Origin of the sequence: Holdemanella porci (assembly GCF_009696075.1) — a bacterium.
Lineage (GTDB): Bacteria > Bacillota_I > Bacilli_A > Erysipelotrichales > Erysipelotrichaceae > Holdemanella > Holdemanella porci.
Map to the genome: position 1 here is coordinate 21,382 of NZ_VUMR01000011.1, position 22,570 is coordinate 43,951.

General features: G+C 33.7%; 29 protein-coding genes. 23 read left to right on the top strand and 6 right to left on the bottom strand.

Features of this window, described 5'->3' with window-relative positions; translation table 11 throughout:
- Nucleotides 1–4 precede the first annotated feature (4 nt).
- The 3 genes from FYJ55_RS03570 to FYJ55_RS11550 are packed head-to-tail and all read left to right on the top strand — an operon-like array spanning nucleotide 5 to nucleotide 3,489.
- Entirely contained in the window at nucleotides 5–1,744 is a 1,740-nt protein-coding gene (locus FYJ55_RS03570) for an ABC transporter ATP-binding protein (RefSeq protein WP_154555669.1), read from the top strand.
- Nucleotides 1,731–2,450: an ABC transporter permease gene (locus tag FYJ55_RS11545; protein WP_456152216.1), complete on the top strand. Its 720-nt coding sequence runs from the start codon at nucleotides 1,731–1,733 to the stop codon at nucleotides 2,448–2,450. The genes FYJ55_RS03570 and FYJ55_RS11545 overlap by 14 nt, the downstream gene beginning before the upstream one ends.
- Nucleotides 2,451–2,457: 7 nt before the next feature.
- Nucleotides 2,458–3,489, top strand: coding sequence for an ABC transporter ATP-binding protein (locus tag FYJ55_RS11550; RefSeq protein ID WP_456152217.1), 1,032 nt, complete (start codon nucleotides 2,458–2,460; stop codon nucleotides 3,487–3,489).
- 9 nt (nucleotides 3,490–3,498) lie between these two features.
- Here the strand turns inward: FYJ55_RS11550 and FYJ55_RS03580 are convergent, their stop codons facing one another.
- Entirely contained in the window at nucleotides 3,499–4,044 is a 546-nt protein-coding gene (locus FYJ55_RS03580; RefSeq protein WP_195836648.1) for an N-acetylmuramoyl-L-alanine amidase, read from the bottom strand.
- Nucleotides 4,045–4,287: 243 nt separating this feature from the next.
- Between FYJ55_RS03580 and FYJ55_RS03585 the strand changes: the two genes are divergently transcribed.
- The 7 genes from FYJ55_RS03585 to FYJ55_RS03615 all read left to right on the top strand — a co-directional run bounded on the left by FYJ55_RS03585 (nucleotide 4,288) and on the right by FYJ55_RS03615 (nucleotide 8,753).
- A complete protein-coding gene (locus tag FYJ55_RS03585) occupies nucleotides 4,288–4,803 on the top strand; it encodes an ECF transporter S component (RefSeq protein ID WP_154555671.1) in 516 nt (171 codons plus the stop codon).
- Nucleotides 4,800–5,513 carry an amidohydrolase family protein gene (locus FYJ55_RS03590; protein WP_154555672.1) on the top strand — a complete coding sequence of 238 codons (714 nt, stop codon included), beginning with the start codon at nucleotides 4,800–4,802 and terminating at the stop codon, nucleotides 5,511–5,513. Before FYJ55_RS03585 ends, FYJ55_RS03590 begins: the two co-directional genes overlap by 4 nt.
- A 387-nt stretch (nucleotides 5,514–5,900) precedes the next feature.
- Nucleotides 5,901–6,467 carry a GNAT family N-acetyltransferase gene (locus FYJ55_RS03595; protein WP_154555673.1) on the top strand — a complete coding sequence of 189 codons (567 nt, stop codon included), beginning with the start codon at nucleotides 5,901–5,903 and terminating at the stop codon, nucleotides 6,465–6,467.
- Nucleotides 6,468–6,806: 339 nt separating this feature from the next.
- Entirely contained in the window at nucleotides 6,807–7,784 is a 978-nt protein-coding gene (locus tag FYJ55_RS03600) for a minor capsid protein (RefSeq protein WP_268234127.1), read from the top strand.
- Nucleotides 7,771–7,974, top strand: coding sequence for a hypothetical protein (locus FYJ55_RS03605; RefSeq protein WP_154555675.1), 204 nt, complete (start codon nucleotides 7,771–7,773; stop codon nucleotides 7,972–7,974). The genes FYJ55_RS03600 and FYJ55_RS03605 overlap by 14 nt, the downstream gene beginning before the upstream one ends.
- Nucleotides 7,975–8,034: 60 nt before the next feature.
- Nucleotides 8,035–8,400 carry a YjcQ family protein gene (locus tag FYJ55_RS03610; RefSeq protein WP_195836650.1) on the top strand — a complete coding sequence of 122 codons (366 nt, stop codon included), beginning with the start codon at nucleotides 8,035–8,037 and terminating at the stop codon, nucleotides 8,398–8,400.
- A gap of 68 nt (nucleotides 8,401–8,468) precedes the next feature.
- On the top strand, nucleotides 8,469–8,753 hold the full coding sequence (locus FYJ55_RS03615; protein ID WP_326831835.1) for a ribosomal-processing cysteine protease Prp: 285 nt from the start codon (nucleotides 8,469–8,471) through the stop codon (nucleotides 8,751–8,753).
- Nucleotides 8,754–8,964: 211 nt separating this feature from the next.
- Here the strand turns inward: FYJ55_RS03615 and FYJ55_RS03620 are convergent, their stop codons facing one another.
- Nucleotides 8,965–9,870: a DMT family transporter gene (locus tag FYJ55_RS03620; protein ID WP_154555677.1), complete on the bottom strand. Its 906-nt coding sequence runs from the start codon at nucleotides 9,868–9,870 to the stop codon at nucleotides 8,965–8,967.
- Nucleotides 9,871–10,021: 151 nt separating this feature from the next.
- Here FYJ55_RS03620 and FYJ55_RS03625 point away from each other — a divergent pair, with 151 nt between their 5' ends.
- The 5 genes from FYJ55_RS03625 to FYJ55_RS03645 all read left to right on the top strand — a co-directional run bounded on the left by FYJ55_RS03625 (nucleotide 10,022) and on the right by FYJ55_RS03645 (nucleotide 13,441).
- Nucleotides 10,022–10,585, top strand: a complete 564-nt coding sequence (locus FYJ55_RS03625) for a TetR/AcrR family transcriptional regulator (protein WP_154555678.1) — start codon at nucleotides 10,022–10,024, stop codon at nucleotides 10,583–10,585.
- A gap of 57 nt (nucleotides 10,586–10,642) precedes the next feature.
- Nucleotides 10,643–11,119 (top strand): pyridoxamine 5'-phosphate oxidase family protein, encoded by a 477-nt coding sequence (locus FYJ55_RS03630; protein WP_154555679.1) that lies wholly within the window; start codon nucleotides 10,643–10,645, stop codon nucleotides 11,117–11,119.
- Nucleotides 11,120–11,677: 558 nt separating this feature from the next.
- A complete protein-coding gene (locus FYJ55_RS03635; RefSeq protein ID WP_117573275.1) occupies nucleotides 11,678–12,046 on the top strand; it encodes a GntR family transcriptional regulator in 369 nt (122 codons plus the stop codon).
- Nucleotides 12,047–12,050: 4 nt separating this feature from the next.
- On the top strand, nucleotides 12,051–12,830 hold the full coding sequence (locus tag FYJ55_RS03640; protein WP_117573277.1) for an ATP-binding cassette domain-containing protein: 780 nt from the start codon (nucleotides 12,051–12,053) through the stop codon (nucleotides 12,828–12,830).
- Entirely contained in the window at nucleotides 12,827–13,441 is a 615-nt protein-coding gene (locus FYJ55_RS03645) for an ABC-2 transporter permease (RefSeq protein ID WP_154555680.1), read from the top strand. The genes FYJ55_RS03640 and FYJ55_RS03645 overlap by 4 nt, the downstream gene beginning before the upstream one ends.
- Here FYJ55_RS03645 and FYJ55_RS03650 read toward each other — a convergent pair.
- The 4 genes from FYJ55_RS03650 to FYJ55_RS03665 form a co-directional block, all read right to left on the bottom strand.
- The gene (locus FYJ55_RS03650; RefSeq protein WP_154555681.1) at nucleotides 13,438–13,776 is read right to left on the bottom strand and encodes a TetR-like C-terminal domain-containing protein; all 339 of its coding nucleotides are present in this window, start codon (nucleotides 13,774–13,776) and stop codon (nucleotides 13,438–13,440) included. The two genes, FYJ55_RS03645 and FYJ55_RS03650, sit on opposite strands and share 4 nt — an antisense overlap.
- A gap of 142 nt (nucleotides 13,777–13,918) precedes the next feature.
- Nucleotides 13,919–15,013, bottom strand: coding sequence for an IS200/IS605 family element RNA-guided endonuclease TnpB (tnpB, locus tag FYJ55_RS03655; RefSeq protein WP_154555682.1), 1,095 nt, complete (start codon nucleotides 15,011–15,013; stop codon nucleotides 13,919–13,921).
- 23 nt (nucleotides 15,014–15,036) lie between these two features.
- Nucleotides 15,037–15,438, bottom strand: coding sequence for an IS200/IS605 family transposase (tnpA, locus tag FYJ55_RS03660; protein WP_154555683.1), 402 nt, complete (start codon nucleotides 15,436–15,438; stop codon nucleotides 15,037–15,039).
- A 128-nt stretch (nucleotides 15,439–15,566) separates the two neighbouring features.
- Nucleotides 15,567–15,713 carry a TetR/AcrR family transcriptional regulator gene (locus FYJ55_RS03665; protein WP_154555684.1) on the bottom strand — a complete coding sequence of 49 codons (147 nt, stop codon included), beginning with the start codon at nucleotides 15,711–15,713 and terminating at the stop codon, nucleotides 15,567–15,569.
- Between the two features lie 96 nt (nucleotides 15,714–15,809).
- On the opposite strand from FYJ55_RS03665, the gene FYJ55_RS03670 reads away from it, so the two are divergent.
- Genes FYJ55_RS03670 through FYJ55_RS03705 form a run of 8 tightly spaced genes read left to right on the top strand, consistent with a single transcriptional unit; the run spans nucleotide 15,810 to nucleotide 22,082 of the window.
- On the top strand, nucleotides 15,810–18,377 hold the full coding sequence (locus FYJ55_RS03670; RefSeq protein ID WP_154555685.1) for an ATP-binding cassette domain-containing protein: 2,568 nt from the start codon (nucleotides 15,810–15,812) through the stop codon (nucleotides 18,375–18,377).
- 38 nt (nucleotides 18,378–18,415) lie between these two features.
- Nucleotides 18,416–18,895, top strand: coding sequence for a GNAT family N-acetyltransferase (locus FYJ55_RS03675; RefSeq protein WP_154555686.1), 480 nt, complete (start codon nucleotides 18,416–18,418; stop codon nucleotides 18,893–18,895).
- A gap of 2 nt (nucleotides 18,896–18,897) precedes the next feature.
- Nucleotides 18,898–19,062 carry a hypothetical protein gene (locus FYJ55_RS03680; RefSeq protein ID WP_154555687.1) on the top strand — a complete coding sequence of 55 codons (165 nt, stop codon included), beginning with the start codon at nucleotides 18,898–18,900 and terminating at the stop codon, nucleotides 19,060–19,062.
- On the top strand, nucleotides 19,059–20,495 hold the full coding sequence (locus FYJ55_RS03685; protein ID WP_154555688.1) for a Y-family DNA polymerase: 1,437 nt from the start codon (nucleotides 19,059–19,061) through the stop codon (nucleotides 20,493–20,495). Before FYJ55_RS03680 ends, FYJ55_RS03685 begins: the two co-directional genes overlap by 4 nt.
- The gene (locus FYJ55_RS03690) at nucleotides 20,495–20,884 is read left to right on the top strand and encodes a YolD-like family protein (protein WP_154555689.1); all 390 of its coding nucleotides are present in this window, start codon (nucleotides 20,495–20,497) and stop codon (nucleotides 20,882–20,884) included. Before FYJ55_RS03685 ends, FYJ55_RS03690 begins: the two co-directional genes overlap by 1 nt.
- Entirely contained in the window at nucleotides 20,884–21,036 is a 153-nt protein-coding gene (locus FYJ55_RS03695; protein WP_195836651.1) for a helix-turn-helix transcriptional regulator, read from the top strand. Before FYJ55_RS03690 ends, FYJ55_RS03695 begins: the two co-directional genes overlap by 1 nt.
- A gap of 58 nt (nucleotides 21,037–21,094) precedes the next feature.
- Nucleotides 21,095–21,415 carry a nucleotide pyrophosphohydrolase gene (locus FYJ55_RS03700; RefSeq protein ID WP_154555691.1) on the top strand — a complete coding sequence of 107 codons (321 nt, stop codon included), beginning with the start codon at nucleotides 21,095–21,097 and terminating at the stop codon, nucleotides 21,413–21,415.
- Nucleotides 21,416–21,419: 4 nt separating this feature from the next.
- On the top strand, nucleotides 21,420–22,082 hold the full coding sequence (locus tag FYJ55_RS03705) for a hypothetical protein (RefSeq protein ID WP_154555692.1): 663 nt from the start codon (nucleotides 21,420–21,422) through the stop codon (nucleotides 22,080–22,082).
- The last annotated feature ends 488 nt before the right edge of the window (nucleotides 22,083–22,570 follow it).

The following is a 22,570-nucleotide window of genomic DNA, read 5'->3' on the forward strand; positions in this document are numbered from 1 at the left end:
ATTTATGAAGCTTATATGGAAATATTTAATGAAATATAAAAAATGGTTCTTGTTGGATTTTATAAGCGTATTTGGTTTTGCCCTTGTTGAACTTGGAATTCCAACTATCATTTCAGATATGATTGATCATGGTATTGAAACACAAGACACAACTTATTTATATAGTCGTTTTGGGTTGATGGCATTCATTAGTGTGATTGGTGTAAGTGGGGTTGTGCTACTTGGCTATTGCTGCTCAAAAATATCGACAAATATTACGCGTGATATTCGTAATGACGTTTTTGAACATGCACAAGCATTCTCGGCTGCTGAAATGGAAAAGTTTGGTGTATCCAGTATGATTACACGTACAAATAATGATGCCTATCAAATTATGTTATTTTTAAATGTGATTTTAAAATCTGCATTATTAACACCGGTTATGATGTGTGTTTCGGTTATGTTAATTTTAAAAATCTCTTTAGAACTATCTTATGTAGTCTTAGCTACGATTCCTGTTGTTATTTTGGGCGTGATCATTGTTGCCAAAGTAAGTGAACCATTGAGTGAGAACCAACAAAAGTCGATTGACCACATTAATCAAATTTTGCGTGAAAATATTACGGGAATTCGTGTTATTCGTTCTTTTAATAAACAAGAGTATGAAAAGAAACGTTTCTCTAATGAAAATGATTTCTATCGAGATCAAAGCGCAAAACTATTTAAATTGATGTCTTGTACGGAACCATCTTTTTTCTTTTTGATGAATATCGCAACGGTGATTGTATATTATTTAAGTTGTACTTTACTAAATTCGAATGCGATTACCTTAGGAAATGTAGTGGCCTTTGTAGAATACTTATTCCACGTTATGATGTCTGTATTGATTTTCTGTATGGTGTTTATGATGTATCCTAGAGCGAATGTATCGGCTAAGCGTATTATGGACGTGTTGGATACAAAGCCAAGTATTATCAATGATGAAAATTCTATTCAATTGGATTCAATTCAAACATTGAGTTTTAAAGATGTCAGTTTTTCTTATCCAAATGGAGAAGAAGCCGTTTTAAAGAACATTGATTTTTCATGTCATAAAGGACAAAAGATTGCCGTGATTGGAAGTACAGGATCTGGTAAGAGTACATTAGTCAAATTAATGAATCGATTTTATGATGTAAGTCGTGGATTGATTGAAATCAATGGTGTTGATATTCGTAAATATAATTTAGAGAGTTTACGTACCCAAATTGGATATGTTGCACAAAAGGCACATATGTTTAAGGGAAGTATTCAATCGAATATTTGTTTTGGTAAGCCTGAGGCTAGTGTTGAAGAGATGGTTCATGCAGCAACGGTTGCGCAAGCCAGCGAGTTTATTTCGACAAGAGAGCACGGGTATGAAGATGAAATTGCAGAGGATGGAACGAATATTTCGGGTGGTCAGAAACAAAGGTTATCGATTGCTCGTGTTATCTTAAAAAAGCCGTCCCTTTATATTTATGATGATAGTTTTAGTGCTTTAGATTTTAAAACGGATGCAACATTAAGAAAGGCATTAAAACCTGAAGTAAAGAATGCGATTTTCTTTGTGGTTGCCCAAAGAATTTCTACCATTATGGATTCGGATATGATCATTGTTTTGGATGAAGGTCAGATTATTGGAATGGGAACACATGCACAATTGTTAAAGGATTGTAGTGTGTATCAAGAGATTGCTCATTCACAATTAACACAAAAGGAGTTGGATGATTTTGAAAGAAACTAAGAAAATGAAGTTTACTGAATGTCTATCTCATCTGTTTGTGTTTATAAAGCCGTATCGCTTTAAATTGTTATTTGGAATTTTAATGGTTATTACAGCCCAAGTGACTTTTGCCTTAAATCCAACTGTAGAAGGTATGATTACTACGCAATTAGCTGCAGATATTTCAGCGCATCAACCAATTCAGGTAGATAAAGTTGTACATATCTTATGTATCTTATTTTCCATCTATATTGTGAAGACAATATCTCAATTTTTAATGGCTGTTTTTATGACGGATGCGATTCAGAAGACGATGTTTGATGTTCGTAATGCGATTGAGAATAAAATTCATCATTTACCTGTATCTTATTTTGATCAAGAAAAAACGGGAGAGTTATTATCACGTATCACAAATGATGTGGATACACTATCGAATGCGTTGCAACAAACTTTATCACGAGTGATTTCGGCTATATGTACATTTACTTTTGTGCTATTCATGATGCTAAGAATCAATGTGCTAATGACGTGTATTATTCTTGTGGCATTACCTGTTATTGCGCTTTTATCAAAATTTGTAGTTAAGAAATCACAGCCTCTATTTGATGATCAACAAAATACATTAGCCGATTTGAATGGTACCATCAATGAATTGTATGATGGATATAGTGAGATTCTTTCTTATAATCAACAAGAACATGCTTTAGAAAGATTTCAAAAAGGATAATGAAAGAATGCGTATATCAAGCTTTAAGGCGCAGTTTGTGTCAAGCTTGATCAATCCATTATGTTCTTTGATTACCTATTTAAGTATTGGTTGTGCAAGCCTTGTTGGTTGCCTTCAAGTATTAAATGGAACTATCGCATTAGGGCAACTACAAGCTTTTATTCGTTATATTTGGCAAATCAACGATCCGATTTCTCAAATATCTCAATTATCAAGTGCAGTACAATCTGCCTTTAGTGCCATGTCACGTTTATTTACTTTCTTAAATCAACCAATTGAAGAGGATGTTATATCCAAATGTCAAATTGATGAAGTTCGCACGATTGAATTTGATCATGTACAATTTGGATATGATGATAATCTATTAATGAAGGATGTTAATATTGATGTACATCAAGGTCAAACCATTGCTATTGTAGGTCCTACAGGAGCAGGTAAGACAACATTGACAAACTTATTACTACGGTTCTATGACGTAAAGGGTGGAAGTATTAAAATTAATGGTATTGATATTCGAGAATTGTCATATCATGATTTAAGAAAACTTTTTGCGTTGGTTCTACAAGATACGTGGTTGTTTGAGGGAAGTATTGAACAAAATATTGCGTATGGAAATGAAAAAGTATTAAAAAATGAAATTGTGGAAGCTGCAAAACAAGCGAATGTTCATCACTTTATACGTACTTTAACTGATGGCTATGATACTTTGATCAATGAAGAGGGTAGCAATATTTCTCAAGGTGAAAAACAATTATTAACGATTGCACGTGCTCTTATAAAGAATCCAGAAGTCTTGATTCTAGATGAAGCTACGAGTAGTGTAGATACAAGACTTGAAAGACGTCTTCAAGGTGCAATGGATCGTGTCATGGAAAATCGTACATGTTTTGTGATTGCACACCGTTTATCTACAATCATTAATGCAGATAAGATTTTGGTGCTTGAACATGGAGATATCGTTGAACAAGGCACACATGAAGAATTATTGAATATGAATGGAGTTTATGCAAGATTGTATAATGCTCAATTTGCAAAATAAAGAGTCTGATTATTCATTCAGACTTTTTTTGATGCCTACGGCAATGGCTGTGGCAATATTGTCAGTATGATTTTTAAGATAATATAAATCCGAATCATCCGATATAAAGCCAGCTTCAATCAAAATGGCATCCATTTTGTTGTTTTTGACAATATACAATGGGGTTTCATTGGTGTCTAACAAGCCTCTATTGGTTGAATAATCCAATTGATCAAGCTGCTTAAGAATGGAGTTAGACAATTTCACCGTATTCTTGTTGTTGAAATCACAATAGATTTCATATCCATTGGCTTCATATACACTTGAATTTAAATGTATGGATACAAAGAGATCTGCATTCTTTTTATTTGCTAAATCACAACGCGTTTGTAAATCTTCTGTATTATCATTTGACCATGAAACAGAGTCACTTGTACGTGTATATACAACTTTATGGCCATAGGACTTGAGTTGTTTTCCAACAAGTAGTGCGATATCTAAATTGATATTTTTTTCATAATCGCCATAGTTGCTTTCAGCCCCTACATCATATCCTCCATGACCAGCATCAATCATAATGGTTTCTTTTGTGCTTTTGGCAGAAATGTTTCTATTAGTTTCATTGAGTAATGTAAAGGTGCATCCTATACAAAAAATCAATAAGAGTGACATTAATAATTTTTTCATGGACTTATTAAAACATGTAATCCTTAAATGTTTCTTAAATTACTGTCCTTTAAAATTAAGTTAAAACTGTACGTTTAAAAGAATACAGTAAAATGATAATATAAGGACAAGTTTTAAAAAGGAGAAATGATTATGACAAATGAAACAACAAAAAGAATTGCCAAAACAGCTTTAATGATCGCGTTGATCTTCGTATGTACATTTACAATTAAACTTCCAAATCCAGCAACTGGAGGATATACACATATGGGAGATTGTATGGCATTTTTAGCTGTACTTGTCTTAGGTAAAAAAGATGGGGCTTTAGCTGCAGGATTAGGAGCCGCATTAAGTGATTTATTGACTGGAGCCATGATTTGGGTGCTTCCTACATTTATCTTTAAATTCATTATGGGATATATTATGGGTGTTGTACTTGAAAAGGGAAACAATGAAAAATTAGATTGGATCGTTGGAGCTATCCTTGGTGGTTTGTTTCAATGTTTCGCATATACACTATTTAAAATTCCTTTATTTACAGCAACAGTCGCCTTTGCGTCTGTACCTAGACTTTTAGCTCAAACGATTATGGGACTTGTTATTTATGCGATTGTTGCCAATATCTTAGCTAAATCTAAAGTATTATCTTTGCAAGGAGTTGTCGCATGAAAAAAATCGATGCACATGCACATTTAGGATATATTGGTGGATGGGCCAATGTAAAAATGGATGCAGACGAATTAATTTCGTTAATGGATACATATGAAATTGAAACGACAATGATCTGTGTTTTGGATAATGAAGAAGCTTACAAGGCTATGCAGAAATATCCAGGACGTATTGAAGGATGTGTCTATGTGAATCCTTTAGAGCCAAATTGTTTAGATTTGATTGATAAATATATAAAGCTTGGTTTTAAGGCCATTAAGCTACAGCCATTACGCCATGCATATTGTGCGGATAGTGAAATCGTAGATCCTGTATTAGATAAAGGCGAAGAATATGGTATTCCTGTTTGTATACATTCGGGGCATCCTCCTTATTCACTTCCTTGGCAAATTGGATTACTTGCCCAAAGACATCCCAACTGTAAAGTACTAATGATTCATATGGGACATGGTCATGGAGTTTATATTGATGCAGCATTAAAAATGGCTCGACGATATCCAAATATTTACTTGGAAATGTCGGGTATGCCTATGCATACAAAAATTAAAGAAGCGTATGATACGGTTGGCCATAATCGTATAATGTTTGGAACGGATACTCCTTTCCATCATCCTACAGTTGAGATGCAAAAAGTATTAATGTGTGGCGTAGATGAACAAGGCTTAGAAGATATTTTCTATAATAACGCAAAGGAATTTTTTGATGTATAGACAAAACTAGTAACGGGTAAAGCTTAACGGCTTTCCCTTTTTTTCGTTTCTTTTGTGAAACTTATGTGATGCCTCTCCAAAACTAATAACTTCCGTTGTTGCTCTTTTTTATGTTTATTTTCTCATTTTTCTTAAACCAAGAGCTTTGTTTAGAAAAGTGATTTAGTGAAATGAACACATTTTCCTTAAACTAACAACTTCTTTTGCAAAACTCATACAGTGAGTGGGTACTAAAACGGTTAAACTAAGAATTACGTTTACAAATTGGTAATATGATAGTGGTACAAATTTTTGTATGAAATTAAACACGATATATTTCCTCTCTACAAACCACTTATATTTTGTGTTAAAATAATTTAATAAATCGGAATTTGGTGGAATAATAGTATGCAACATAAAGGAACTAAGCGAATAGAAACAGATAGACTAATACTAAGGCCATTTTGTATAGATGACATAAATGCTTCATACAAGAATTGGACTTCTGACGAGAAGGTTACAGAATTTTTAAGATGGCCTACACATGCTAGCGTGGCAATAACGGAAAGAGTAATAAAGGATTGGATAGAAAAAAGTAAAGAGAAAGATTTTTATCAGTGGGCAATTGTCCTTAAAGAGTTTGGGGAACCTATTGGCACAATAAGTGTTGTTGATAGCAATGAATCACTGAACATTCTACATATAGGTTATTGCATTGGCAGTAAATGGTGGCACAAGGGATTTGCGACAGAAGCATTTGGCGCAATAATTCCATATTTATTTGATGAAGTTGGAGCAAATCGAATTGAGTCTCAGCATGATCCAAATAATCCACACTCAGGAAAAGTAATGGAAAAATGCGGATTAACTTATGAAGGAACATTACGCCAAGCTGATTTTAACAATAAAGGTATCGTGGATGCTTGTGTGTATAGTTTGCTGAAAGTAGATTGGGAGAATACGAAACATAGATAACTTTAAGTTTGCACACTTACTACATTTCAAAGACACACGTTTGCAAAGTTCGCTGCATTTTTTGTGACATAGTGGGATGCGATTTTCAAATATTGTGAGATTTATCTTTAAAAACTTCCAGTTTGTCGATGTAAAGACAAAACTAGTAACGGGTAAATCTCATCGATTTACCTGCTTTTTTTATGCCTTCTATTTAACTATTGGGAGTGTTTTGGATGTCTTGGTGAGGATGGTTTGTCCAAGTTATAAAAAGAGAAGACCTTCATCGAAAGCACCTGCATCTAAGAATATCTGTGATTGCATCTCGAACGCCTAAGAACAAAGAGACTTAATGTTTCTTTGTTTTATTGTGCTTTCACTGATGTATCAAGATGCAATGCAGAAAGATTGTTGCGAACAGAAATTGCACGAGTTCAAACACAAGCACAGGCAGAATCTTATGAAGCTAACGGAATTGATGAGTATGAATATATAGCGTGTAGCTTAAAAGATGTTTGTCGTTTGTGTAAAGAAATGGATGGCAAAACATTCAAGCTTAAAGACATGGAAATAGGAGAAAACGCTCCACCTATGCATCCAAATTGTCACTGCAGTACAGCACCTTATTCAGATAGGAAAATATATGAGAATTGGTTAGATGGCCTAGCAAATGGAGAGCATAGTTTAAGGTTTGATGAGTGGAAAACATTAAATGCTCAAGAAAAAGAAAAATCATATATTAAGGAAACTGGTAAGACCGGCCCTTGCCATGTAGATGCTAAATTAATGAATTCAAAAAAGTATCATGATAAATATGAGAACATAACTGAGCATAAATCAGTTAACGAATGCCTATATCAGGAGGTCTTAAAAATCTTAGATGATAATAATGATACAGAGTTTGAACATATAATAGCTGTTCACTCTAGAAAGAGAGAGTTATTAGTGAAAAATACAGAAGCAGCCAAAAGAGGCATGAAACACCAATGTGGTTTTTCAAAGAAAGAAAGTAAATTTTTAGAAGAATTAGAAAGTACTTTTGAGGTTTTGCACAACCACCCCAACAGTTCATTACCTTCAAGAGACGATATACAGAAGTTATATGAGCGAAAAAAACAGGCGTCTTCTATTATAGCCTGTCATGACGGAACCTTGTACATATTAAAAAAATTAAAAGGCTTAGAGAAAGATGAAATTGACAGTCTGGTTGAGAAGGTCTATCATGATACTAAAGTAAAGTATCAAGGATATAGTGAAGGAGCAATTGAATCTAAATGTTCTGAATCTTTAATCAAAATGTTGAATAAAATGGGGTGCTTGGACTATGTCGAAAAATAAGAAAAAAAAGATGACTCTTGAAGAATTATACGAAGGCTCTGACTATATTATTGATGATAGTAAAATGCCTTCAGCCGAGGAAATGAAGAACTTTGAAATACCAGCTGAGTTACAACAAGAAGCGTTGGAGTCAGCTTTGGAAATTGCTAGAGAATTCATGCGTGAGCGAGGAAAAAAAGTTACTTTTTAACAGATGAGTCGGCAAAGCGTCGGCTTTTCTTTTTTACTTATAGCGAAAGGAGATACTATTATGGCTAGTAACGATATGCAGGTATTGATGTACAAGATTTTAAAGTATTTATATGAATGCATGAAACTTGGCAAAGAAGCAAGGTTAGAAGACTTTTCATATAATTCAAAACTCTTTGATATTCCTAAAAACTATTGGTTGGAAATTATTTGCACGTTAGTAACCCATGGCTACATCAAAGGATTTAAGGTATATGAGAACAAGTATAAGGATGTTAAACTTTATATAGAAAACGATCCGCCATTCAAGATTACCTATGAAGGTGTTATCTTTTTGGAAGAAAACAGTGGCATGAAAAAAGCATCTGAATTTGTAAAAGATTCTTTTAATGTCGTGCTATCTTCTTTGTTGGGTGTTATTCTATAGAAAAAAATATGATGTAATTATGGTCACTCAAATGAGTGGCCTTTTATTATGCAAGGGAGTGATACTATGTGATAAAAATTAAAATAAAACAGACAGAAAGTGATTGCCTGATTGAAGTACATGGCCATGCTCGTTACGCTCCGATAGGAAAGGATATCGTCTGCAGCGCTATCTCAGTACTATTTTTGACATTGGCCAATTCAATCTACGAAACATCCGATGCACTTTGCAGATATTATAAACCTGATAAAGATAGCAAGACGTTGTATATCTCAGGTTTGGACCTTGCTGGAGAATTAGCAATTAATTTCTTTAGAACACAAACAAACGAAGCAAACTTTGGAAGTTCTTAGTTTCATGAAATTAGAACAAATCTTTTTCGTAAAAGAAGCTTATAGTTTCATAATGAAGAAACAAGATAATTTTTTAAAAGAAATTGTTAGTTTCTTAAAGAATCTGTTAGTTTCATGAAAATTCTCGCTAAATACACGGCTTAGTTTCTATATGCACATTATAGTTTAATGATGACAATCGGAATTTAAATGTTTCTCTACGCCATTTCCTTTACTCATTTTTAACTTTTTTGATTAGCGGCTTATCTTGCGAAGAAAGCCAAGCACCTACAATCATTAACACAAGTGCGACAAAATAAGTAACTTCAGGCATTTCTCTAAAGATAATCAGCGAAAGAATTGCTGCTATAAATGGAGCAACGGCATAATAAGCACTTGTTCGTGCTGCACCAAGTAATCTTTGTGCATATACGTAAAAGTAAATACTCAATCCGAATGCTACAAATCCTACACAAAGAACAGCAACGATACTCCAAAGTGCCTCTATCCGTTCTCCAATAAACAATCCGATAATGAGGGAACCGATACCCGAAAATATTCCTTTTAGCAGAACAATCTGCAATGGATCTTTTGACGATATTTTTCGAGTGCAATTATTCTCAAATCCCCAACAAATGGCGGCAAGTAAAACAAAAAACGAACCATATGAAAAACGCAGACTTGATACATCTTCAAAAGACAGTATTCCACAGGATAACGTAACAAAAAATATCCCAAACCACAGTCTTGTGCTGATTTTTTCTTTGAATACCATAAGAGCAATTATCGCTGTTGCTACAATTTCAAAGTTATTAAGCAACGACGCATTTGCGGCAGTTGTATAGTTTAGACCAAACAGCAAACAAATAGGAGCAGCAATATCTAAAACTATCATTGCAATCGTGTATGGTAACTCTGATTTTGTTAATTTTAATTCTTTTGCTTCATATTTCTTTATTTTCCGTATAAGAGCAATAAATATCATTCCTACTCCTGCACCAACATAAAGAAAACCAGCCATTAAAGTAGGCGGCATAAATTCAAGCAATATCTTTGAAAAAGGAGCATTTATGGCATACAGTACTGCTGCAAGTATCGCAAATGATATCCCTTTCTTGATTTTCTGTTCTGTTTCCATTTTCTTGACACCTCCAAAGTACTACGATATGATTTGTAGGTTATCTAACATCTTGTTCGATTGTATCATTAGCATATTTGGGCGGACAATAATTAAATCAAAAGAAATGTACGTTATTGAACATTTTTTCAAATTTGTACGGAGGAAGATAATGGACAGACGACAGCAGAAGACACGAGAAGCCATTTTTCATGCATTCAGCACATTGCTTGAAAAGAAAAGTTACAATCATATCACAGTACAAGAAATACTTGATACTGCAAACATCGGCAGAAGTACCTTTTATGCTCATTTTGAAACGAAAGACGAATTATTAAATGCAGTCTGTAAGGAACTGTTCGGACATATCATTGACAGTGCTATGGATAAAACTCATACACACGGACTTTACTCAAATGAAGAAATGCCACAATCTGTTTTTTGCCATCTTTTACAGCATTTGCAAGAAAATGATAACAATATTTTAGGATTACTATCTTGTGAAAGTAGCGAAATTTTTCTTCGTTACTTTAAGGATAGCTTAAATGAATTGGTACAAACACAATTTGTAAATCACAACCGCAAGCAAAATCAAGACTTACCCCAAGAATTTCTTGTTAATCATATTTCAGGAAGCTTTGTAGAAATGGTTTTATGGTGGTTGAAAAATAATAAAGAACATACGCCAGAAGAATTAGATTACTATTTTCGTGCTGTTATTGAGCCGATTTTATAAAAAAATAAGTGGGCAACGAATCGTAATTTGTATCAGCGTAAGAAGGAGAGCAATATCATGTTTAGAACAATTCGTAAAAAGAAAAATGAAATCAGCATTGACACGGCAAAGGCTCTTTTGCAGTCCAGCCGACGTGGCGTTCTTGCCGTAAATGGAGATGACGGATATCCCTATGCAATTCCTATCAACTATGTCTACGATGACGATGCGCAGAAAATTTATTTTCATGGAGCACGTGTAGGTCATAAAGTAGATGCACTGCGTGCCTGTGACAAAGTATGCTTCACGGTATATGGAAATGAAACCATCAAAGAAGAAGATTGGGCACCGTTTGTGCAGAGCGTTGTGGTATTCGGCAGATGCCACCTCGTAGAATCCGGTGCAAGAGCAACAACTCTGTTAAAACGATTTGCAATGAAATACTATCCCAGCGAACAGTTAGTTGATGAGGAAATTGCCCATGCAGGAAAGGCTGTGCAAATTTTTGAAATAGACGTGGAGTACCTCAGCGGCAAGGAAATACAGGAACGATAAATTCAAGTTTGTCGATGTATAGACAAAACTAGTAACGGGTAAACCTTATCAATTTACCCGCTTTTTTTATGCCTTCTATTTAACTATGGGGAGTGTTTTGGAGGTTTCCGTGACGATGGTTTGTCCAAGTTGTAAAAAGAGAAGACCTACATCGAAAGCACCTGCATCTAAGAACATCTGTGATTACATCTCGAATCCCTAATAACAAAGAGACTTAATGTTTCTTTGTTTTTTGTGCTTTATTGAGCACGAATAAGCAAATGTAATTCTTAGTTTCATGAAGTGAGAATAAATCTTTTTCGTAAACGTAACGCTTAGTTTCACGAAAACATTAGTCTAATTCTAGACTACGTTACTCGTTTTTAGTTTCACCGTTTCAAGTGAGTATTACCCGTTTGTCCTTTAATGGTTTGTGTTCTGTCTCGCTAAATGCACGGCTTAGTTTCTATATGCACGTTATAGTTTAACGATGACATTTGAATTAGGATAGTTTTATCCTAATTTTTTTCTTTACAAGTGATATACACTGATATATACTGTTATATAGAAGGTGATACAATGATTATTATCAATAATAGTTCAATGATTCCTATTTATGAACAGATTGTGAATCAAGTGAAACAAAATATTGTGGATGGTAAGTTAAAAGAAGGAGATGTTTTACCGAGTGTTCGTGGTCTATCAAAAGATTTAAAAATATCGGCTTTAACTGTTAAAAAAGCATATGACATATTAGAAGCGGATGGCTTATGTAGAACGGTTCAAGGTAAGGGTTCTTTTGTGTTGGGGGTAAATCCTGGGTTGGTACATGAGCAGCGTGTAGTTGAGATCCAAAAGAATTTAGAGAAGGTACTTGATAAAGCGAAATCTTATGATTTATCACAGGATGAAATTAGAGATTTATTTGAAATCTTGATGGAGGAATAAGAATATGCGGTTTGTAAAGACATATAATGATTTTAAATTGGATTGTAAACTTGAATTAAAGCCAGGAACAATAACGGCTTTAATTGGTCGTAATGGCTCTGGCAAGACCACTTTGTTTAAATTGTATCTTGGTTTAATTGAAGATGATGATAAACATACAAATCAAGTGAATAAAGAAGAAATTGGTGTTGTATGGAATGATTCGAGTTTTAGTTTGGTTTTAAATGTTCTTGAAATTAAAAAGATTCTAATGTATTCCTATACACATTTTGATTGTGATTATTTTGATTCTATGATTTCTCGATTTGAACTGGATCCAAAGAAACCATTAAAAGAATATTCTACAGGTATGCTTTCAAAACTGAAGATCATTATTGTGACAAGTCTTCATGCGAAAATATTATTGTTGGATGAACCAACGAGTGGTTTAGATGTGATTGCACGAAACGAAGTGTTAGATTTGTTGCGGGATTATATGGAACAAAATGAAGAGGTTTCCATATTGATTAGTTCGCATATCGCAAGTGATTTGGAAGGCTTGTGTGATGAATTTTACTTTGTTGAAAAAGGAAAAATCATTCTACAAGAACAGGATTTAGAATCATATGCATTATTAAAGGGTGTAGATGAAACTGTGGATTTAAGCTATGCATTAAAAAGGATAGGCACGACGTATCTTACAAATGAAAGACAATTTTATGTAGAAAACTATCCAAATCTAGTCATTGAAAAAGCACATATTGATGATTTGATGGAATATATGATCAAGGGGGAAACTATATGAAGGGTTTGTTAGTCAAAGATTTCTTGTTGATGATAAAAAGTAAGAAAGTCATATTGTTTATGGTGTGCATTGGAATCATTGGTGGGATAAATGATATTTCATTTGCGACAGGCTATATTTTGATGTTTCTTGCGATATTAAGCTTATCTACAATTTCGTATGATGAAGCCAATCACGGCTTAAAGACTTTGTTTACGTTACCTATTTCTAAATCGGATTATGTGAAAGAAAAATATTTGTTTTCTTTGATTATTACAGGGATTGGTTTTGTGTTTGTCACAATATTAGGTTGTTTTAGTAAAAGTGGCTTCATGGAAACACTTATAATCTTATCAACCGCTTTGTTGTTGTTAGCTCTATCTTTGCCTTTTCAATTAAAGGAAGGCAACGAAAAAGGAAGAATTGTTTTATTTGTGGTTGTGTTTGGATGTACCTTCTTATTCGCTTTCTTAAATCAATTTATTCCTAAGTTCTTTCAATCGATTGAATCATTATTGAACACATTAGATCCTATTATGTTTAGTGTAGGTTTATTGATTACAAGTTTTATTCTATATTTTATTTCTATGAGGATTTCAATTCGTGTTTACAATAAGCGAATTCTTGATTAACGTACTAATTTATCTACAATACTGTTGATGATATTCGCAATTTCTTCACAAGATTCAATACATCCTGCATCGATCCATTGTTGGATGGTTGCCAAGGATCCAAAAAGAATGTAGTTTTTGATGTATGGATTATTTTGTGAGACTTGTTCAAGCTGATTATTGATGGAATCGAGTGCTAGAACTTGTTTAGGAAATTCATTGTCGACATTGCATTCAAAAAAGATTTTGATGGTTTCTTTATTGGATTTTAAAAATTGGAGTAATTGGATAAAAAAAGTTTCTTTTGGCTGATCATTTAATTGTTCATTGATCAATTGTATGACTTCTTGCTCCATTTCTTTAATGACATCATATTGACTACCATAATATTTTTGAACCTCTCATCACTGAAGTGACAAGATTCTTGGGAACAGGTTTCCATCGAAGCCTTTCTTACCAAGCTATCCCCGCAGTTCCTGCGGTTTTTATTAATTTTAGTTAATTTGCTAATATGCCTTGCATCAATATATTGATGGATGCATTTATATCTCTGTCATGATTTGAATGGCATTTTGGGCATATCCATTCTCTTACTGTTAAATCTTTTGTTCCTTCATTCTTATATCCGCAACAATGACAGGTCTGACTGCTCGCATAGAATGTATCCACTTTCTTGATTACCTTTCCATACCACTTTGCTTTATATTCTAGCTGTGTTGTAAACTTTGACCAGGATACATCCGATATAGACTGGGCTAGATTGTGGTTTTTAAGCATATTGTCTACTTTTAAATCTTCAATGCAGATAATGTCATATTCTGTAATGATTCTAGTAGATAGTTTGTTGACAAAATCCATTCTTTGATTCGCTATCTTTTCATGAAGTCTTGCGATCTTGATCCTGTTTTTGATCCAGTTGCGGCCGCCCTTTGTTTTTCGTGACTGCTGCTTCTGTAGCTTTTTCAGTTTCTCAATCGACTTCTTCAGATATTTTGGATTCTCCACCTTTTCTCCATTACTCAATACAATAAAATCCTTGATACCTAGATCTATACCTGTTTCATTGTATGTTAGTGGAAATAAGACTTCTTCTACATCCGTATAACATAATGAAACATAATACTTTCCACTTGGTACTTGTGATACCGTTGCACTCAATAGTCTTCCCTTTGGCGTTCGTGTTTTCTTTATCTTTACAAGACCAATCTTAGGAAGCTTGACCTTATTTTCATACAGTTCAATATTTCCATTCGTATATTTTGTTGTATATGAATAACGATGTGTCTTCTTCGATTTGAATCTAGGATATTCCGCCTTTTTTCGAAAGAAATTGATATATGCCGTATCCAGATTCTTTACACTGGACTGTAGAGCAATCGAATCCACTTCCTTAAGCCATTCATATTCTTTCTTTAAAGAAACTAGATCCTTAGCACATGCCGAATAACTTAACGTGATTCCATCTTTTTCATAGGCATCCTTACGTTTTGCCAGGTAATGATTATATACAAAACGAGTGCAGCCAAAAGTCTTGGCCAGCAATATTCTTTGTTCTCTATTTGGATACATACGATACTTGAATGCCTTTTCCATGATGATTTCTCCTTATTGATTCGCTATTTTCTTTTTTGACTTCTTATATACTCTATAATCTGTTCTTCTGTATTTTCAGAAACTGTAGCTACAAAATAAGAAGGATTCCATAGATGTCCACCCCATAACTTGGATCTTAGATCATCCCCAAACTCTTTCATCAAGAGTCTGGCCGATACACCCTTCATAGCTTTTATAATATTTGGAATGTAATGCTGCGGCGTACAATTGATCAGCATATGGATATGATCTTCCTCCATATTCATTTCCAGAATTTGAAAACCATTATCCTTTGAAATCTGAGTCAGCAGCTCTTTTAATCTTGTTGCGACCGGTCCATTCAAGACATCACGACGATACTTTACACACCATACAATATGATACTGTATTGAATAGACATAGCCTCTTCCTTTAACAACTTCCATATGTTTTTCCTTCATCAATATTATAACATATGTATATATTCAAAGCACTATATTTATTATTTATTTTTAAATTATTTATCTAACATCTGCATATCCAATTCATCTCATGACTAAAGTCACGAGTGTTCTTAGATTGCATTATAAAAGGTGGAACGATTGATATCGGACTTTTCACATAAGCTAGAAATGGTGATCTTATTGATGTCTTTTTCTTTTAGACATTCGAATAAAGCTTCTCGAATACATCTTTTTGTCATTTGTATTTTTCTATTCATAATCAACACCTGTTGCTTTCGTAACAATATGTTAAAATCAGTCGATTGAAAAATCAAGAGAGAATTCATTATAATTAACTCAAATGGAGGGATTTTATGCTTCAATGTAAAAATATTATGAAAGATTATGTTTCAGGAGATGAAATTGTACATGCATTAAAAGGTGTGTCACTTTCTTTTCGTGAACATGAATTTGTTTCAATACTTGGACAGAGTGGATGTGGCAAGACTACGTTTCTAAATATTATTGGTGGTTTAGATCATTATACTTCTGGTGATTTAATTATCAATGGAAAGAGTACAAAGGATTATAGTGATAAAGACTGGGATACGTATCGTAATCATCAGGTTGGTTTTGTGTTTCAATCTTATAATCTGATTATGCATCAAAGTGTTTTAAGTAATGTAGAATTGGCTTTAACACTAACGGGAGTCAACAAAGAGGAAAGAAGAAAAAGAGCTATAGAGGCTTTAAATAAAGTTGGACTTTCGGATCAAATTCATAAAAAGCCAACTCAGATGTCGGGTGGACAAATGCAGCGAGTGGCCATTGCCCGTGCTATTGTCAATAATCCAGATATTATTTTGGCCGATGAGCCAACTGGTGCTTTGGATAGTGCAACAAGTGTGCAGATTATGGAGATTTTAAAGGATATCTCAAAAGATAAGCTTGTCATTATGGTTACCCATAATCCGCAATTGGCAGATGAATATTCGAGTCGAATTATACGTTTAAAGGATGGTACTTTAGTATCGGATTCTAATCCTTTTAATGAATCAGAAACCAATGTGGATACGAGTGTGTTAAAAAGACCAGGCATGTCTTTTAAAATGGCTTGTTCATTAAGTTTAAATAATTTAATGACAAAAAAGACACGTACATTTTTAACCTCTTTTGCCGGAAGCATTGGTATTATTGGAATCGCATTGATTATGTCATTGTCGCATGGTATGCAGTCCTACATTGATCAAATGGAAAATGATACTATGGCCAGTTATCCGATTGAGATTCAAGCTAATTCAAGTGATATGTCTACGTTAATGACAACGATGATGGGTATGAAGAAAAAGACAGAAGAACATACGGATTCTAAAATCTATTCTCGTCCTTATGTGGAGGATGTATTAGAATCTTTATCGAGTTCAAAAAAGAATAACTTATCGGCTTTTAAATCGTATATTGAAAGTAGTAAGGGTAAAGAATTTAGAAAGACGGCGAAAGCGATTGAGTATGATTATAATTTAAATCTTCAGGTTTATAATGAAAATACAGATTCGGGCTTAGTGCAAGTATCGCCAAATGGTTTGTTGGATAAACTAGGAATGTCGGATATGATGTCCATTCAATCGCAATTCATGGATTCAAGTGCTATGACCAATGATCAAGTGTGGCTTTCTTTACCCGAATCGAAAAAGCTTCGAGATGATGAGTATCAGCTTGTCGAAGGTAAGTGGCCAACAAACTATAATGAGGTGGCTTTAGAGGTCGATGAAAATAATGAGATTACGGATTATGCACTTTATTCCTTAGGATTATTGGATCAGGATGAATTGGTTAAAAATTATCAGAAGATTTTAAATGGAGAGACGGACAAGATTTCAAAGACAAATCTAAAATCTTATAGTGTGGACGATATCTTAAATTTGAAGTTTAGATTGGTTCTAAATAGCGATTTATATCAAAAGGTAAATGGTTTGTGGATCAACCAAAGTGAAAATGAATCGTATATGAAGGGTGTTGTTTCGAAGAGTCCTGAAATCAAGGTGGTTGGAATTATTAAGCCAAGTGAATCCACGGTTTCACAACCAACAATGGGTGGTGTGTATTATACAAAGGCTATGGAAGAGTATGTAACTTCTAAGACGGAGAATGCTGAAATTGTAAAAGAACAAAAGACAAATCCAAATATCAATATTTTTACGCAAACAGAGTTTGCTTCAGGTCAAAAGATGAGCATGTCAAATCTTACAAATGAGCAGATGATGCAGCTTTCAAGTATGTCGCAAGAAGAATTGATGAATTACATGAATACGTATAATGAGAATATCAATGCGACGTATGATTCGAATTTGACAAAACTTGGTGTTGTAGATTATTCAACTCCGACAAAGATTTCTTTGTATGCGTCAAGTTTTGATGGAAAAGAAAAGCTGAGTGATTTGATTACTTCTTATAATAAGAAACAGACAAAGAGCGATGTGATTACGTATAATGATTTTATTGGAACTATGTTAAGTTCAGTAACAAGTGTTGTAAATATCATTAGTTATGTTTTGATTGCCTTTGTATCTGTATCTCTCATTGTATCTAGTATTATGATTGGTATTATTACTTACATTTCAGTATTAGAGCGTACAAAAGAGATTGGTATTTTACGATCAATTGGTGCTAGTAAGAAAGATATTACGCGTGTATTTAATGCAGAAACATTCATTATGGGATTGATTAGTGGTGTATTAGGCATACTAATTACACTTGTATTAAATGTTCCAATTAGTGTGGTCGTTGAGAATATGACTGGTGTTGCGCATATTGCCAAATTACCAGTCAATGGAGCTGTATTCTTGATTTTCATTGATTTAGTATTAACCATTCTTGCAGGATTGATTCCATCCAAGATTGCGAGTAAAAAAGATCCTGTAGAGGCATTAAGAAGTGAGTAATCACTTCTTTTTTGGTATAATACGTACGAGGTGATTTCATGATTCGAAAAGGAACGATTGAAGATGCAGAAATATTGTCTAAGGTAGAAGCGACATGTTTTCCACCCAATGAAGCAGCGACTTCAAAAGAGATTCAAGAAAGATTAAATGTATATGCGAATCATTTTCTTCTTTTGTTTGAAGAAGAGCGATTGATTAGTTTTCTCGATGGCTTTTGTACAAACCAAAGAGATTTAACGGATGAAATGTATAGTGATGCTTCGATGCATGATGAAGATGGGGACTGGCAAATGATATTTGGATTAAATACTTTGCCGGATTATCAAAGAAAGGGTTATGCCGCTAAGATCATGAATGCGATGATTCATATGGCTAGACAAGAAAAGCGAAAAGGGTTAGTGTTAACTTGTAAAGATAGATTGGTGCCTTACTATAGTAAGTTTGGATTTAAAAATGAGGGTGTATCCTCAAGTGTTCATGGTGGTGTAGTGTGGTACCAAATGCGATTGGAGTTTTAAATATGAATATAATAAATATGGTGAAGAAATATCAAAAGAAAAAAAAGAAGCAAGCTGTAAAAGAAGAAATGAAACAGATGATTCCTACGTTAAGAGGTCAATTGAATGAAGTGACTTCTGGTTTGGATGAATTAAATGGTCTTCTTAAAAAGATTACTCGTTCATGAACTCAAAGATTTATCTGGCTATCGATTTAAAGTCATTCTATGCTTCTTGTGAATGTGTCTCTAGAGGATTGGATCCTTTAAAAACCAATCTTGTGGTGGCGGATACTTCTAGAACAGAAAAAACAATTTGTTTAGCGGTATCGCCTTCTTTAAAGCAGTATGGAATTGGTGGACGGTGTCGTTTGTTTGAGGTGAATCAAAAGGTTAGAGATGTGAATGCTAAAAGGAAAAAGGGATTTTTGCGTTTTGATGGTAAGTCAGCAGATGATGAAGTCCTAATGCAGAATCCTAGATTTGAAGTCGATTTTTTAATTGCACCTCCAAGAATGAAATACTATTTGGATATCAGTACGCAAATCTATAATATATATTTGAAGTATGTTTCAAGTCAGGATATTCATGTATATTCTATTGATGAAGTGTTTATTGATGCGACACCATATTTAAATACGTATCGTTTAACACCAAAAGAATTTGCGATGAAAATGATTCTAGATATTTATGAAACAACTGGCATCACGGCTACGGCAGGTATTGGTACCAATTTATATCTTGCCAAGGTGGCAATGGATATTGTGGCCAAACATAAAGATCCAGATGAAAATGGGGTTCGTGTTGCGGCTTTAAATGAGTATAGGTATCGTAAATTGTTGTGGAATCATAAGCCTTTGACTGATTTTTGGCGTGTTGGAAAAGGGTATGAGAAAAGATTAAATAAACTAGGTATTGATACAATGGGCAAGCTTTGTGCTTTTAGCTTAGAACATGAGGATGTTTTATTTAAGACATTTGGTGTAAATGCTGAACTATTGATTGATCATGCGTGGGGATATGAACCTTGTACAATGGAAGATATTAAGGCGTATAAGCCAGAAAAGAATAGTATTGGTTCGGGACAAGTCTTATCTTGTGGGTATGAAAAAGAAAAGGCTAAGATTTTAGTAAAGGAAATGGTGGAATCTTTAGCTTTAAGTTTGGTGGATAAACATTTGGTGACAAATAAAGTGGTTCTTACTATTGGTTATGAAGTAAATGAGAATTATACGGGCGAAACGATGGTTGATTTTTATGGGAGAGTCTTGCCGAAAAGCTTACATAAAATTGTTCATTTACCTCAAAAGACAAATGCGAATTCAATTATGATTCAAAATATATTAGATGTATATGACCGGCATGTGGATTCTAGTTTATTAGTGCGAAGAATCAATGTGGCAGCTGTTGAAGTGGTTGATGAAAAGAATCGTGGCTTTGAACAGATGGATTTATTTTCAAATGTAGATGAAGAAGAATTAAAGAAGGAAAATGATCTTCAAAAGGTAACTTTAAAAATAAAGAATAAGTATGGTAAGAATTCAATTTTAAAGGGAACGGATTTTGAAAAGGGAGCTAAGGCCAAAGAGCGAAATGAGCAGATTGGAGGGCATAAGGCATAATGGATGAAAGATGGTATACAATGGATCGTCCTAAAAGTAAATACCCCAAGATGCCGATGTCAGATCGTTCCGCTCAATTTGCGCCTTTTGCAGCTTTAACAGGTCATAAAGAAGCTGTGATAGAACAGGGTAGAATCACGCAGGAAAAAAGAATTTTATCAAATGAAGAAAAGCTTGAAATCAATGAGAAAATCACTGAATTGATGCATTTGAAATCGAAATGTAGAATCACTTATTTTGAAAAGGATAAGACAAAAAGTGGTGGTCAGTACATGGAGAGCGTTTTATCTTTTAAGCGTATAGATGAATTGAATAAGGTGTTATATTTTAAAGAGAATATTCAAATACAAATAGATGATATTGTAGATATTGAAGTATTGGAAAAGTGATGCTTATATATTTTCATACGCATTATGCGGATGAACTTTCTTTAAAAGATATTGCGGATGCAGGAACGATGAGTATTGCACAATGCAATCGTTGTTTCAATAAGATGTTAAATGTAACGGAAATATCCGAAGTGTTGGATTTAATAAAGTGACGCATTTCATTCAGGTATTTAAAATCACCAAAGAAATATCGAATGATGGAGGATTAAGATGAAAAGGGCAGTTGAAGAAATCTTAAAGTTTAATGAGGAAAGAGATTGGGATCAGTTTCATAATCCAGAAAATTTGGCTAAATCGATTAGTATTGAGGCAGGAGAGTTGTTGGAATGCTTTCAATGGAATAATGAATATGATAAGCAACATGTTTGTGAAGAATTGGCAGATGTGATGAATTATTGTATTTTAATGGCTGATAAACTAGGTGTGGATATGGAAGAGATTTTGTTGATGAAATTAGAACAAAATAAGAAGAAATATCCTGTAGAAAAGTGTAAAGCATCTTCTAAAAAGTACACAGAACTGATAAAATAAGGGTATGTTAGATGTCGAGCGATTACAATTCTTAGATTTATATAGTTTTGAACTACGATTGGATTATTTTGAGAAGATTCTAGAATTTACAAGTTCTTCTTATTCCTTTTATTGGTTAGAGGCCATATTAAATATAATGATTTATAAGGATACAATTGAATTTGATGAAATTTTAGATGAAATGATTTCTTTAGCCTATGAGGATGTGGTAGAAAAAGGGTATTACTTGGGTCCGTTGATTCATCAAAAGCGTACAAATGCATTGGAAAATACGATTTTAAGCATCCAAAAGCATTTGCCTGAAAATTGTTCGAAACAAGAAATTATAATTTGTGTGAAACAACATGATGAAGCTTTAAAGGAATATAAGAAACTATTGATCATGCAGACACCGTATCGTTTGTTATCGAGTTTTTTGGTGGATGTAGGTGGTAATGATCCAATTTGGAATCGACCTAAAGATATTATAGAAACAATTAAAGTTTATAATGAAAAATATAGACTTCCATATATCATTGAAAATGACAGGGGCCTTAAAAGAAGAGTTGTTGTTCAACCAGAATGGAGAGATTTCTTAATGACTAATTATCGTGTTATTATGGAATGGGTCCATGATGAAAAAATCAAGTATCTAGAAAAGCGTAAGATTGAAGAGAGTGCATCTTAGGATGTGCTTTTTCTTTTGGTGAAAATAAAAAAGCCTATTGCTAGACTTATTTTTGTTTGTGTTTTAAATACATGGCGTAAATAAATTTGGCGATTCCAATCGCAATAAAAAAGGCTTAACTAGCAATTTGGTGACTTTGCTATAATTTTGCGTTTTATCACTTATGCGAATAACCATTCGTTCTTCAAATCCTTTAAACGAGTGATCTTATAGATATTTTTCAATCTAAGTAGTACGTACTGTAGCTTTTCTGTATTATCCATTCCTTGTGTTTCTCTTTGCATGACAAAAAGAGCGTTGTACCGATTTATATATTTTGATGCTACACCTTTATATTTTTGCAACCTTTCTTCAATCAATTGTAAGCGCCAAATAAAATGATGTAGTTAAATAAATGAAAAAGAATCAGTTGAACATTGCTAAAATGTTATGCTGATTCTTTTATTTACAGTTCTTTTGTACGAACTTACTCCATGGTAGAAATTCGT